The following is a 13,355-nucleotide window of genomic DNA, read 5'->3' on the forward strand; positions in this document are numbered from 1 at the left end:
CCGGCCGCGCGGTGCGTGCTCAGGCTGTGGTGGACAGGCGCAGCGCGGTCCACGAGGCCTTGGGCAGTGTGACGGACAGGCGGCCACCGTCGTCGAGCCGCGCGGACGTGTTCGGCTGCGGCGTGATGCGGTCCGGAGCAGTCTCCGTGTTCGACGCGTACAGGTCGTCGCCGTGGATGCCGACGGCCTCCACCACGCGTCGCGGGCCGATCGCCCGGGCGTCCAGGTCGACCTGGACGTCGTCCGCGGTGGACCGGTTGACCAGGAACACGGAGATGTCGCCGGCGTCGTCGTCGTAGGTCGCCACCGCGTCGACGACCGGCACGTCGCCGAATCGCTGCGTGTCGGTCGCCGGCGAGGTGATCTCGGCCTGCAGCACGTCGCCGGTGGCCAGCCGCGAGGTGATGGCGAACGGGTGGAAGGTGGTCTGCCTCCAGGCGCTGCCCCCGGGCTCGCTGCGGATGGGACCGATCACGTTGACCAGCTGCGCCTGGCAGGCGGCGGCGACCCGGTCGCTGTGCCGGAGCAGGGAGATGAGCAGGTTGCCGACGACGACGGCGTCCGCCACGTTGTACTCGTCCTCGAGCAGCCGGGGAGCGACCGGCCAGTCGACCGGGTTACCGGCGTCGCGATGCGCGGTCTGGTACCAGACGTTCCACTCGTCGAAGGAGATCCCGATCCGTTTGCGGCTCTTCTTCTTCGCGGCGACGTAGTCCGCGGTGGCGACGACGGAACCGATGAAGTGGTCCATGTCGACCGCGGAGGCCAGGAACGAGGCCATGTCGCCGTCGTGTTCCTGGTAGTAGGCGTGGCACGAGATGTAGTCGACGTAGTCGAACGCCTCATCGAGCACGTCGGCTTCCCAGCTGCCGAAGGTGGGCATGCTGGAGCTGGAGCTGCCGCACGCCACCAACTCCAGATTCGGGTCGATCATGCGCATCGCCCGGGCCGTCTCGGCGGCGAGCCGCCCATACTCGCGTGCGGTCTTGTGTCCGATCTGCCAGGGTCCATCGAGCTCGTTGCCGAGGCACCAGAGGGCGAAGCCGTGCGGGTCGGCCACGCCGTGTCGGCGCCGGAGGTCCGAGAGGCGGGTGCCGGACGGATGGTTGCTGTACTCCAGGATGTCCAGTGCCTCCTGGACACCGCGCGTGCCGAGGTTCACCGCCATCATCGGCTCCACGCCCGCCTTGGCGGCCCAGCGGGCGAACTCGTTCAGCCCGAACTCGTTCGTCTCGGTGCTGTGCCAGGCGAGGTCGAGCCGCCGGGGACGCTCCGCGACCGGGCCCACGCCGTCTTCCCAGCGGTAGCCGGAGACGAAGTTCCCACCGGGATAGCGGACCAGAGAGACGCCCATCTCGCGGGTCAGATCGAGGACGTCCTTGCGCAGGCCGTCTTCGTCGGCGAGTGGATGGTCAGGCTCGAAGATCCCGGTGTAGACGCAGCGCCCGAGGTGTTCGACGAACGAGCCGAACGTGCGGCGGTTGACCGGTGCGACCCGGAACGCCGGGTCGAGGGTCACGGTCGCGTTGAGCATGCGGGAACTCCTGCCTCGGTCTACATCGATAGGTAATGTGAGCGTTAACAGAGTATCGTGCTTGTCTCTGCCGCGGAAGTATCGTCCCGCTCCGGATGAGTAGCCGCCCGAGGCCACTTCCCCCCGGGGGCGGCCGCTCCGGGTGAGTAGTGGCCCGAGGACCACGTGCCCTCTGGGCCGCGGCCGGCAGGCCATGCCGCTGAGGCCGGCCGCGCAGGCCTGGCACGCTGAACGCACGTGCATGGCACGCTCAGGGACGGTGCTCGCGTCCGTTCAGTGCCGTTTGTGGAGGCGTTCAGCGTGCCATGCCTGGGACCCACCGGTCGTGCCGGCTGCGCCGACGGATCACTTGCCGAGTGCGGCGAACCGTCGCAGCGCCAGCGGGACGAAGATCGCCAGCAACGCCAACGGCCAGCCGATCGCCATCATCACGGCGTTGTCCGAGACCCACGATCCTGCCGACCAGTTCGGATTCTCGAAGAGGTCGCGGACCGCGCCGGCGGTCGCCGACATCGGGTTCCACTCGGCGAGCCTTCCCATCCATCCGGGCATGGTGTCCGGGGAGGTGAACGCGTTCGACAGGAACGCCACCGGCCACACCAGGATCTGCACCGCCTGCACCAGCTCCGGCTTGCCGGCGACCAGCCCGAGGTAGATGCCGATCCATAGCATCGCGAAGCGGAGCAGGAGCAGCAGGGCGACGGCGCCGAGGGCCGCGGCGAACGTGCCGTGCCAGCGCCATCCCACAAGCAGGCCGGCGCCGATCATGATCAGCAGCCCGATGGTGGATCTGAGCATATCCAGCAGGCTCCGGCCGACCAGGATCGCGGACTCGGCGATCGGCATCGACCGGAACCGGTCCAGTACACCCTTGTTGATGTCCTGGGTCAGCGTCACCATCGTCTCTTCCAGGCCGAACGCCATGGTCAATGCGAGCAGGCCGGGAACGAGGTAGTCCGGGTAGTCGCCGCCTTCGACCGCCATGCCGCCGCCCAGGAAGTAGGCGAACATCACCAGCATCATCACCGGGAACAGCAGACCCACCACAAGCTGCCCGGGGGTGCGGGCCCATTGTGCGAGTCCCCGGCGAACCATGGTGGCGGAGTCGGCGAGCAATCGTGCGACGTGCTGCGCGGCCGAGGTGGGCGCCGAGCGGCTGGGGGTGGGCGCTAGGCGGGTGCGGGTCGGCCGGTCACCCGGAACGGTCAGGTGGTCGTTCATGCAGAGACCTCCGGTGTGGTGTGTTCAATGGGCTCGTCGCCGGTCAGGTGCAGGAAGACCTCGTCGAGGGTGGGACGCCGCAACGCCACGTCCTCGATCTCGATCCCCGCGTCCTCCAAGCTCCGCAGGGACGTCGACAGCGCCGACATCCGATCGGTCACCGGGGCGCTGATCAGCCGGCGGTCTTGATCGGCGACGACGTCGTCGGCCTGGGCCGCCGCCTGAACCAGCGGGACCGCCGACGACACTTGGGCGGCGTCGTGGACCACGACGTCGAGGCGGTCCGCCCCGAGCCGGCCCTTGAGGTCGTCCGCGGTACCGTCCGCGATGATCCGGCCGCGCTGGACGACGGAGATCCGATCCGCCAGCTGATCCGCCTCCTCCAGGTACTGCGTCGTCAGCAGCACGGTCGTGCCGCCGTCGGCGAGGGATCGCACCGCATCCCACACCTCGGCTCGGCCACGCGGGTCCAGCCCGGTGGTCGGCTCGTCCAGAAACAGCACGTCCGGTGCGGTGATCAGGCTGGCGGCCAGGTCGAGGCGTCGCCGCATGCCGCCGCTGTACTGCTTCACCGGTTTCGCGGCCGCGTCGGTGAGATCGAACCGTTCCAGCAGTTCACGGGTGCGCCCCCGGGCTCCGTCGGCACCCAGGTGGTACAGCCGGGCGAACAGTTCCAGGTTCTGGCGTCCGCTGAGGTCCTGATCGAGCGCGGCGTGCTGGCCTAGCAGGCCGATCCGGTAGCGCACCTCGTCCGGCTCGCGCAGCACGTCGAAGCCGGCTACCGTGGCGTGGCCGGTCGAGGGCCGGAGCAACGTGGCCAGTATTCGGACCATGGTGGTCTTACCGGCGCCGTTAGGGCCCAGCAGGCCATGCACGACCCCGCGCGGAATGGTGAGATCGACTCCGGCGAGTGCCTGCTTGTCGCCGTAGGACTTGGTGAGCGCCTGGACCGCGACGGCGTCCGTACCGTCTCGACTGAACACTGGCACCTCCATCTAATCAAATTTGACCAGTCGCTCGAATGTATACCCCGCGTGGCGGTCTAGTCAAACTTGATGAGTAAAGTGGGCGACGAGGGTTGCCCCGCGCCCACGGAGGCGACGGCGTAGTCTTCAGGTTTCGCGCTCACTCGATACGCTGGCGGACGTGAGGACGGGTGGGCCGTCCCCGGGGTGACGGTGAGGAGATCCGCGTGTCGGTGATGCGGCTGCTGGTGCTCGGCGCGGTGCGTCAGCGCGGGCGCGCCCATGGCTACCAGGTCCGCAACGACCTGGAGTTCTGGGGAGCGCATCAATGGTCCAACGCGAAGCCCGGCTCGATTTACCATGCACTCAAGCAGCTGGCGAAGGAGGGGCGGCTACACGCCTTCGACACCGCGCCCAGTACGGCCGGCGGTCCTCCGCGGACCGAGTACGAACTCACGCCCGAAGGTGACGCCACCTACCTGCACCTGCTACGAGAGGCGTTGCGCGCCCATGATCAGCGGCTCGACGTACTGACCTCCGGCGTGGGCTTCATCGTCGACCTGCCGCGCGCGGAGGCGATCGCGCTGCTCAAGGAGCGGGTCGCTGCGCTCGAAGGCTGGCGGCACGAGGTCGTCACGTACTGGTCGCCCGGCGAACCACCGCCAGAGTGGGGACACATCGGCGAGATCATGCGGCTGTGGCTGCACAACGCCGACAGCAGTGCGGAGTGGACACGTGGGCTGATCGCGCGGCTGGAGGCCGGAGCGTACGTGATGGCCGGAGAAGGCGAACGCTCCGTCGACACCCTCCCGGACGGCGTGGAGAACCCGTACGCGCCGTAGCGGAAGGCCGAATCAGCGCGGGAGCTTCATCCCGAGCGTGTACCCGGCCGGCGGGCGGTCGGTGGGCGGTTCGACCAGCCGGGTGAATCCCAACCGCTCGTAGAAGCCGATCGCCCGGTGGTTGCGCGCCGAGACCCCCAGGTGCACGCCGGGCGACCCCAGCGCCGTCAGCTGGTCCAACAGGCGCTCGATCAGCCGCCGGCCGACGCCGTGCCCCTGCGCCCGGGGAAGCAAGTCGATGTGCAGATGCGACGGGTGCGTGGCAGGCACCTCCAGGTACGGGCGCGGGTGTGTCGGGACCGGGGCGTGGATCATCCGGATCATCCGCGCGTCGCGGCTGGTGTCGTCGTCGGCGGGTTCGGGATACCGCTTGCGTAACGGCGGCCACCACTCGCGCTCGCACCAGTCTTCGAAAGCGAGCGTGTCCAGGCACCCGATGACGTAGCCGGCCACTCCGTCGTCGTCGGTGGCCACCGAGATCAGGCCGGGATCGTGTGCGGCGTACGGAGCCGCGAAGATCTCGCCGATCAGCTTGGGATCAGCGAACTGCCCGGTGGCGTCCTCGCCACTGTCGCCCGTCCGCAGACAGATGTCGTAAAGCGCGGGCAGGTCACCCGACCGGTAGGACCTGATGTGCACGGAACTCCCTCTCGCTCGTCGTCCGGTCCATCTTTGCGTACCGTCAGGGCCAGGCGCACGTGCCCGATGGCTGGATCCCGTGATCGCTTCCGACGGCACCCCGGGCCGGTCTGCCTTGGGAAGGCTGCCACACGGCGGTGCAGAATGGAAGGATGATCTCCGTCGATCTCGCTCGCCGGCTCCGGGACGCGGGCCTGAAATGGGAGCCGCAGGCCGGAGACCACTTCATCATCCCGGATCGCGATATGGACGACGATGTGTTCGTCGTCAGCACCATGGTGGTGGACGTCCATGACTTCCCGTCCGGCCGCGTCATCGGATTCAACGGCACGGTGGAGTGGGCGCTGGACAGCATCGAGAAGGAGAAGGTCTTGTGGCTGCCGACGGAGGCGCAGCTGCGCGAGCGCCTCGGCGGGACCTTTTCACAGCTGGTCCGTCAGGACGGTCGGTACATCGTCGTGCTGGACGTCGACGGTCGCGAGGTCACACGGGAGGCGGATCGGGCCGACGAGGCCTACGGCCGCGCCCTCCTCTACCTCGCCACCGGCACCTAACCCTCCACCCCAACAACGCTCCCCGCCGGCCCTAAATGATCATGTGAAGTGGGTTTTCTCGTGCACTACCATGCCTGCAGACCTGTTGGAGCACGAAGAAACCTACTTCACATGATCATTTAGGCGTGGTTAGAGGCCTTGGGCGAGGCGGAAATATGCCTGATTCCAGTGGAGCTCCTTGGCGAACTGGCGCGACGTCGTGGCGGAATCGACGACGAGTAGCTCCGTGGCCACCATGTCGGCGAAGTCCGAGAGCTCCTCGACGCCCACGGCCGACGACAGCACCGTGTGATGCGGGGCGCCGGCGGTGATCCACGCCTCGGCCGACGTCGCCAGGTCGGGCCGCGGCTTCCAGACCGCCCGCGCGACCGGGAGGTTCGGCAGCGGCTCGTCCGGCGGCACCACGTCGATCTCGTTGGCGACCATCCGGAAGCGGTCCCCCATGTCGGCCAGCCCGACGACCACCCCCGGCCCTGGCTCCGCATCGAAGACGAGGCGGACCGGGTCCTCCCGGTCACCGATTCCGAGCGGGTGGATCTCGCAGGACGGTCGACCGGCCGCGATGCTGGGGCAGACCTCGAGCATGTGCGCACCGAGGATCTTCGGTTCGCCGGGGCCGAAGTGGTAGGTGTAATCCTCCATGAACGACGTTCCGCCGGGCAGCCCTTCCGCCATCGCCTTCGTAGTACGCAGCAGCACGGACGTCTTCCAGTCGCCCTCGCCGCCGAAGCCGTAGCCGTCGGCCATCAGCCGCTGCACGGCGGCCCCGGGCAGCTGGCGAAGGCCGCCGAGATCCTCGAAGTTCGTCGTGAAAGCCCGGAACCCACCGCTGGTGAGGAACTGCCGCAGGCCCGCCTCGATCCGGACCGCGTACCGCAGCGATTCCCGCCGCTCGCCGTCCTTGCGCAGCTCGGGCACGATGGCGTAAGAGTCGTCGTATTCGGCGACGAGGCGGTCCACTTCGGCGTCGGACACGGAGTCCACGACCTCGACCAGGTCGTTGACACCGTAGGTGTTCACCGATACGCCCAATCTGGCCTGGGCGTCGACCTTGTCGCCTTCGGTGACCGCGACGTCGCGCATGTTGTCGCCGAACCGAGCCAACTTCAGCGACCGGATCTCGGCGACGCCGCGCGCGGCCCGCATCCAGCTGGCGATGCGGGAGAGCGCCGTGGGATCGCTGACGTGACCGACGACGGTCTTGCGGGCCATCCTGAGCCTGGTCTGGATGTAACCGAACTCGCGGTCGCCGTGCGCCGCCTGGTTCAGGTTCATGAAGTCCATGTCCAGCTCGGACCAGGGCAGTGAGACGTTCGCCTGGGTGTGCAGGTGGAGCATCGGCACGTCCAGCACCCGCAGCCCACGGATCCACATCTTGGCGGGCGAGAAGGTGTGCATCCAGGCGATCACACCGATGCAGGCGTCCGACGCGTTGGCCTCAAGACAGATGCGACGGATGGCTTCGGCATCGGTGAGGATGGGCTTCCACACCACCCGCACCGGTATGGAGCCGGCGCCGTCGAGTTCCTTCGCCACCTGCTGGGACTGCTCGGCGACCTGGCGCAGCGCGTCCTCTCCGTACAATCCCTGGCTGCCGGTGAGGAACCACACCTCTTGCTCGGCCGACCTCAGCTCCATCTCGTCTCCTTCGTGTCCGTGTGCTCAGCGCTGGCCGTAGACGTTCTGGTACCGGTCGTACAGCCGCGCGACGTCGTCCTGCGGGATCGGGATGGGCTCGCCGAGCTGCCGTGCGATGTGGACGGTACGGGCGACGTCCTCGCACATCACGGCCGCCTTCACCGCGGCCCGGGCGTCCTTGCCGATGGTGAAGACACCGTGGTTCTGCATCAGCACGGCGGGCGAGTTGTGCCCGGACAGCGTCTTGACGATGCCCCGGCCGATGGAATCGTCGCCGATCAGGGCGAACGGCCCCACCGGGATCTCGCCGCCGAACTCGTCGCCCATCGCGGTCAGGACGCACGGTATCGACTCGCCCCGAGCCGCCCACGCGGTCGCGTACGTCGAGTGGGTGTGCACGACACCACCTACGTCGGGCATGTGCCGGTAGACGTATGCGTGCGCGTCGGTGTCGCTGGACGGGGACAGGTCACCGTCGACGAGCACGCCATCGGCGTCACAGACGACGATCGACTCGGGTGTGAGATCGTCGTAGCTGATCCCGCTCGGCTTGATCACGAACAGGTCCGTCCCGGGCACCCGCCCGGAGACGTTGCCCGCGGTCCAGGCGACCAGCCCGTACCGGACGAGTTCCGCGTGGAGGACGCAGACCTCCTCACGGATGCGGGCGATCGCTGCGGTCGTCTCCTCGTTCACGTCTCCGTCTCCCGTGTACGCGCGCATGGCGTCATGCGCTCAGCGCCTTCCGCCGGATCTCCCGAAGACGGCGCAGGACGTCGTTCTCGCCCCGGCCGAAGTAGTCGTGGAGTCTCGTGTACTCGGCGAAGAGGGCCTCGTACGCCTTGGCACGTTCCGGATCCGGCGTGTAGACCGCGCGGTTCACCCTGCCCATGGCGGCTGCCGCCACGCGGATGTCGTCGTAGGCATCGGCGGCGACCGCGGCATGGATGGCGGACCCGACCGCCGGCGCCTGCTCGGAGACGGCGGTGCTCAGCGGCAACCCGGTCACGTCGGCGTAGGTCTGCATCAGGAAGGCGTTCTTGAGCAGTCCGCCGGCGACGATGAGCTCCTCGACGCGGACACCGGAGGTTTGGAAGGCCTCGATGATGGTGCGGGTGCCGAAGGCGGTGGCCTCCAGCAACGCTCGATAGGTGTCCTCCGGGCGGGTGCCCAGCGTCTGCCCGACGACGACGCCGGACAGCTCGTGATTGACCAGCACCGAACGGTTGCCGCTGTGCCAGTCCAGGGCGATCAGCCCGTGCTCGCCGACGCTCTGCTGGGCGGCCAACTCGGTGAGGTACTCGTGAACCGAGACGCCGCGCCGGTCGGCCTCCGCCACGTAGTCCGGCGGTACGGACGTATCGACGAACCAGGCGAAGATGTCGCCGACGCCGCTCTGTCCTGCCTCGTAGCCCCACAACCCGGGCACGATGCCGCCGTCCACCACGCCGCACATGCCGGGGACCTCACGCAGCACGTCGCCGTTCATGATGTGACAGGTCGAGGTGCCCATGATGGCCACCATCTGCCCGGGGTCGACGGCCTGTACGGCGGGTGCGGTCACGTGCGCGTCGACGTTGCCCACCGCCACGGCGATGCCCTCGGGAAGGCCGGTCCAGGCCGCCGCCTGCGCGGTGAGCCCGCCGGCCCGGTCGCCGAGCCGCCCGATCGGGTGTTCCAGCTTGTCCTTGACGAACCCGGCGAACCCGGGGTTCAGCGCGCCGAGGTAGTCCTGGCTCGGGTAGGCGCCGTCCTGCAGGATCCCCTTGTACCCGGCGGTACAGGCATTGCGGACGTACTGTCCGCACAGCTGCCAGACGATCCAGTCGGCCGCCTCCACCCAGCGGTCGATCGCCTCATAGACCTGCGGATCCTCCTCCAGCACCTGGAGGGCCTTGGCGAATTCCCATTCGGAGGAGATCAGCCCGCCGTAGCGCGGCAGCCAACTCTCGCCGCGTTCTGCGGCCAGTGCATTGATCCGGTCCGCCTGGGGCTGTGCGGCGTGGTGCTTCCACAGCTTGACGTAGGCATGTCTGCGGTCGGCGAACGCCGGGAGTTCGCACAGCGGCGTCCCGTCGGCTCGTACCGGCAGCACGGTGCAGGCGGTGAAGTCCGTGCCGATGCCGATCACGCGCGCGGGGTCGATCCCGGCCTCGGCGACCGCCGCCGGCACGGCTGTCTTGAGCACGTCGACGTAGTCGGACGGCACCTGCAGCGCCCAGTCCGGTGGTAACCGCTCACCTGTGCCCGGGAGGGTCTGATCGACGACGCCATGGCTGAACTCATGTACGGCGCTGCCCAGCTCCGCACCGTCGGACACCCGGACGACGACCGCACGGCCGGACAGCGTGCCGAAGTCGACGCCGACGACGTAGCGGTCGTCGGCGGATCCGGCCGCGGGGGGAGACTGGTTGTTAGCGTTCACAATGTACACAGATTAGCGTACCGTTCCCCCGAACGGTAGGGGTCCGGGCGAGCCGATTCGCGAAACCACCGGGCCTGCTCACCCGACCGAGTCAGCCGGACGCTGCAGAGCTGGCCCTGACGACGAGTTCCGCGGCGACGATCGACCGGCGAGCCGAGCTCCGCCGCGGACCACTGTCGATCTCCGCCAGGAGCATGCTCATGCTCTGCCGGCCGACTTCGGCGAAATCCTGGCGCACGGTGGTGAGCGGCGGGCTGAAGAACTCCGCTTCCGGGATGTCATCGAAGCCGACGACGCGGACGTCGTCCGGAACCCGGATGCCCGCCTCGCCGAAGGCGCGCAAGAGACCGAGCGCCATCTGGTCGTTGCCGGCGAAGACCGCGTCGACCACCGGTGCCGCGCCGTCGCGCCGCCGCTTCACCAGCTCCTGCCCGGCTTGGTATCCGGACAGCGGACTCCAGTCGCCGCGAATGAACTCGGGAACCGGAGCATCGCTCTCCTCCAACGCCTGCTGCCAGCCGCGTACCCGGCCCTCGGCCTCCAGCCACTCGGCCGGACCGGCCACATGCCATACCGTTCGATGGCCTTGATCGAGAAGGTGTCGCGTAGCCATCTTCGCGCCCTCTACCTGATCGACCGCGACGACCGGCAGCTCCCCGGCCTCGCCTCCCTCAACCGCCACCGCCGGCATCTTGGGCGGTCGCCCGGCCAGCGCATCCACGGCGGAGCGTTGCGGTGCGATGACGATGAGGCCATCGACCGACTGCTCCGCGAGGTAGTCCAGCGCCTCGTCGATGCCCTGCCGGGTGATGTTCTTCAGGCTGACGATGCTGACGAAGTAGCCGGCCTCCCGCGCGGCCTGCTCGATCCCGAACAATGTGCTGGCGGGACCGTAGAGCGTGGTGTCGAACGCCACCACGCCGAGCGTGTTGGTCCGGCGGGTGACCAGCGCCCGGGCGGTCCGGTTGCGTCGATATCCGAGCTGCTCGATCGCCGCCAGCACCTTCTCCCGGGTGGCGGGCCGGACGTTCGGGTGGTCGTTCAGCACCCGGGAGACGGTCTGATGGGACACACCCGCCATCCTGGCCACGTCGACCATCACAGGGCTGCGCGCGGAGACTTCAGGATCCATTTTCGAAGCGTAACCCGGCGGGGCCGTCACTTCAGGAGCTTGGACATGCGACGGTCGGCGAGGATCTTTCCGGATGTCTGGCAGGTCGCGCAGTACTGCAGGCTGGAGTCGGCGAACGACACCTCGCGCACCACGTCGCCGCAGACCGGGCACGGCTGGCCGGTCCGTCCGTGCACCCGCATCGAGCTCCGCTTCGAGTCCTTCAGGTCCCGCGCGGCCAGCCCTTCGGCTCGCTCCAGCGCTGACGTCAGCTCACCGATGATGACGCCATGCAGGCGGGCCACCTCGTCGTCGGTCAAGGTGGAAGCCGGATGGAACGGAGAGAGCTTCGCCGCGTGCAACACCTCGTCCGAGTAGGCGTTCCCGATACCGGCGATGGTGGACTGATCGCGCAGGACGCCCTTGATCTGCGCCCGTCCCGCGTCGGTGAGCAGCCGGTGCAGGCGCTCGACGGTGAACTCATCGGAGAGCGGATCCACGCCCAGGCGGGCGATGCCCGGTACCTCGGTGATCTCCCGCACGACATACACCGCGAGTTTCTTCCGCGTTCCCGCCTCGGTCAGGTCGAAGCCGGAGCCGTCGGAGAGGTGTACCCGCAGCGCGAGCGGACCCTTCCCCGGTTTCGGCGGCCGTTGCGGCAGTGAGTCACTCCAGCGCAGCCATCCGGCCCGGGCCAGATGGATGGCGAGGTGTACGCCGTCGCAGTCGATGTCCAGGAATTTTCCATGACGCCGCGTCGAGGAGACCGCGAGCCCACCCAGCGCGGTGATCGGCGGGTCGAACGTCTTCAATACGCTGATGGCGGCGACGTCGACACGCGCCACCGCCTTGCCGACCGCGTTCTCGCGCAGGAACGCGGCCAGCGCCTCCACCTCCGGCAGTTCCGGCATGGTGCCATCATGCCCTGTTCTGGTCCGTGCCGGTAAAGGCCGGCGGAAGGTCGAGCCGCAGCGCAGCGCGCAGTCGGCTCAGGTACTCCTGCCGGGAGATCTCTACCACGCCCAGGCTGGCCAGGTGCGGCGTCCCCCACTGGACGTCGAGCAAGCGTCCGGCGGCGCCGTCGGCTGTCAGCATCTCCACCAGCGCGACCAGCGCGACCTTCGACGCATCTCGCCCCCATCGCTCCGGAGCGTGGAACATCGATTCGCCGGCGAACAAGCCGCCCACAGCTACGCCGTAGAGTCCACCGGCCAGCCGGCCATCGGGTGTCCATGCCTCCACCGAGTGCGCCCATCCGAGCCGGTGCAGGCGGCTGTAAGCGCTGCGGATGTCATCGGTGATCCACGCTCCTGGCCGGTTCGGGTCAGCGCACGCGTCGACCACCTCGTCGAAGACCGCATCCACGGTGATCTCGAACCTCTTCATCGCCTGCCGCAGCGAGCGCGAGACCCGCAGACCGGTCAGCGGCAACACGCCGCGCGGGTCCGGGGACCACCAGGCGAGTTCGGTGGCGCGGCCGAAGAAACGGCTGACCGGCATCGGAAACAGACCGGAGCGATACGCCGCGAGCAGAGTCCCGGGTTCGAGGTCAGCGCCGACGGCGACGAGGTCGCCGTTATCGGTGTGAACGACGGGTAGATCCCACCGTGTCGGCGGTGGTTCGACCGGCACGTGGACCTCCTTACGTCTCGCCTCTGCTCACAGCGTATGCCGTGTGGCGCGTCCCTGTATGGCGCCCTGGGCCGACGGCTCTCGGCGTACAGTGGTGGCATGGGTCTTCGGGCGAACATGGCGATGTGGGCCGGCAATCATGCGGCTCGGCGGGCGGCACCCGCCGTGGCCACCCGTGGTGCGCAACATTTCGTCGACCGGGCGATCGACGGGTTCCCCGGCTTTCCGGGCGCGCGCGAGGTGGCTCGCAAGCATCTGGAGCGTCGGCGCGACGTCGACCGGGCTGTGCGCGATGTGATCGAACAACACGTGCGCCTGGCGGGTGTGCAGGGCTTCGTCGCCAACCTCGGAGGCGTGGTGACGTTGCCGGTCGCGATCCCAGCCAACATCGCCGGTATCGCTGTCCTGCACCTGCGCATGGCCGCGGCGATCGCGTACCTGCGCGGTTACGACCTCGCCGACAGCCGGGTCCGTACGGCGGCGCTGATGACACTGCTGGGCAGGGATGGCGCGGGTGCGTTCCGCCAGGACGGCGCCGTGTCCACGCTGCCGCACGACGTCGCCGTGGCGCGGAACCCCATTGAACACGTCACGATCGAGCGGGTGGCGGCGCGGGTCGGGCAGGAGCTCACCGCACGCGTCGGCGGAAAGCACGCCACCTTGATGATCGCCAAGCGGGTGCCGGTGATCGGCGGCGCCGTGAGCGCGGGCGTGGATGCCGTCTCGACGTGGTCGGTCGGGCGCTACGCCGACAGCCAGTTCCCCACCAACGTCATGGTCGAGCGCGCCTGACC

General features: G+C 68.7%; 13 protein-coding genes. 3 read left to right on the forward strand and 10 right to left on the reverse strand.

The window, feature by feature from the left end; genetic code table 11:
* Positions 1-19: 19 nt before the first annotated feature.
* The 3 genes from arfA to G1H10_RS01395 all read right to left on the reverse strand — a co-directional run bounded on the left by arfA (position 20) and on the right by G1H10_RS01395 (position 3,738).
* Positions 20-1,534, reverse strand: a complete 1,515-nt coding sequence (gene arfA / locus G1H10_RS01385; protein WP_163731552.1) for an arabinosylfuranosidase ArfA — start codon at positions 1,532-1,534, stop codon at positions 20-22.
* Positions 1,535-1,879: 345 nt separating this feature from the next.
* On the reverse strand, positions 1,880-2,755 hold the full coding sequence (locus tag G1H10_RS01390) for an ABC transporter permease (protein WP_163731555.1): 876 nt from the start codon (positions 2,753-2,755) through the stop codon (positions 1,880-1,882).
* Positions 2,752-3,738, reverse strand: a complete 987-nt coding sequence (locus G1H10_RS01395) for an ATP-binding cassette domain-containing protein (RefSeq protein WP_216852772.1) — start codon at positions 3,736-3,738, stop codon at positions 2,752-2,754. Before G1H10_RS01395 ends, G1H10_RS01390 begins: the two co-directional genes overlap by 4 nt.
* 209 nt (positions 3,739-3,947) lie before the next feature.
* Here G1H10_RS01395 and G1H10_RS01400 point away from each other — a divergent pair, with 209 nt between their 5' ends.
* On the forward strand, positions 3,948-4,562 hold the full coding sequence (locus G1H10_RS01400; RefSeq protein ID WP_163731561.1) for a PadR family transcriptional regulator: 615 nt from the start codon (positions 3,948-3,950) through the stop codon (positions 4,560-4,562).
* A gap of 12 nt (positions 4,563-4,574) precedes the next feature.
* On the opposite strand, the gene G1H10_RS01405 is transcribed toward G1H10_RS01400, so the two are convergent.
* Positions 4,575-5,201, reverse strand: a complete 627-nt coding sequence (locus tag G1H10_RS01405; protein WP_163731564.1) for a GNAT family N-acetyltransferase — start codon at positions 5,199-5,201, stop codon at positions 4,575-4,577.
* A gap of 152 nt (positions 5,202-5,353) precedes the next feature.
* Between G1H10_RS01405 and G1H10_RS01410 the strand changes: the two genes are divergently transcribed.
* Positions 5,354-5,755 carry a pilus assembly protein CpaE gene (locus tag G1H10_RS01410; RefSeq protein WP_163731568.1) on the forward strand — a complete coding sequence of 134 codons (402 nt, stop codon included), beginning with the start codon at positions 5,354-5,356 and terminating at the stop codon, positions 5,753-5,755.
* 129 nt (positions 5,756-5,884) lie between these two features.
* Here G1H10_RS01410 and araA read toward each other — a convergent pair whose 3' ends face one another.
* From araA to aat, 6 genes are all read right to left on the reverse strand, one after another.
* On the reverse strand, positions 5,885-7,393 hold the full coding sequence (araA, locus tag G1H10_RS01415) for an L-arabinose isomerase (RefSeq protein WP_163731571.1): 1,509 nt from the start codon (positions 7,391-7,393) through the stop codon (positions 5,885-5,887).
* 24 nt (positions 7,394-7,417) lie between these two features.
* A complete protein-coding gene (locus G1H10_RS01420; RefSeq protein WP_163731574.1) occupies positions 7,418-8,116 on the reverse strand; it encodes an L-ribulose-5-phosphate 4-epimerase in 699 nt (232 codons plus the stop codon).
* A gap of 4 nt (positions 8,117-8,120) precedes the next feature.
* Positions 8,121-9,818 (reverse strand): ribulokinase, encoded by a 1,698-nt coding sequence (araB, locus tag G1H10_RS01425; RefSeq protein ID WP_163731577.1) that lies wholly within the window; start codon positions 9,816-9,818, stop codon positions 8,121-8,123.
* A gap of 91 nt (positions 9,819-9,909) precedes the next feature.
* Positions 9,910-10,950: a LacI family DNA-binding transcriptional regulator gene (locus G1H10_RS01430; RefSeq protein ID WP_216852774.1), complete on the reverse strand. Its 1,041-nt coding sequence runs from the start codon at positions 10,948-10,950 to the stop codon at positions 9,910-9,912.
* 26 nt (positions 10,951-10,976) lie between these two features.
* Positions 10,977-11,840: an Fpg/Nei family DNA glycosylase gene (locus tag G1H10_RS01435; RefSeq protein WP_163731579.1), complete on the reverse strand. Its 864-nt coding sequence runs from the start codon at positions 11,838-11,840 to the stop codon at positions 10,977-10,979.
* Between the two features lie 7 nt (positions 11,841-11,847).
* Positions 11,848-12,561: a leucyl/phenylalanyl-tRNA--protein transferase gene (gene aat, locus G1H10_RS01440; RefSeq protein ID WP_163731582.1), complete on the reverse strand. Its 714-nt coding sequence runs from the start codon at positions 12,559-12,561 to the stop codon at positions 11,848-11,850.
* A gap of 99 nt (positions 12,562-12,660) precedes the next feature.
* Here aat and G1H10_RS01445 point away from each other — a divergent pair, with 99 nt between their 5' ends.
* Positions 12,661-13,353: an EcsC family protein gene (locus G1H10_RS01445; RefSeq protein WP_163731585.1), complete on the forward strand. Its 693-nt coding sequence runs from the start codon at positions 12,661-12,663 to the stop codon at positions 13,351-13,353.
* The last annotated feature ends 2 nt before the right edge of the window (positions 13,354-13,355 follow it).

Origin of the sequence: Phytoactinopolyspora halotolerans (assembly GCF_010550675.1) — a bacterium.
GTDB lineage: Bacteria > Actinomycetota > Actinomycetes > Jiangellales > Jiangellaceae > Phytoactinopolyspora > Phytoactinopolyspora halotolerans.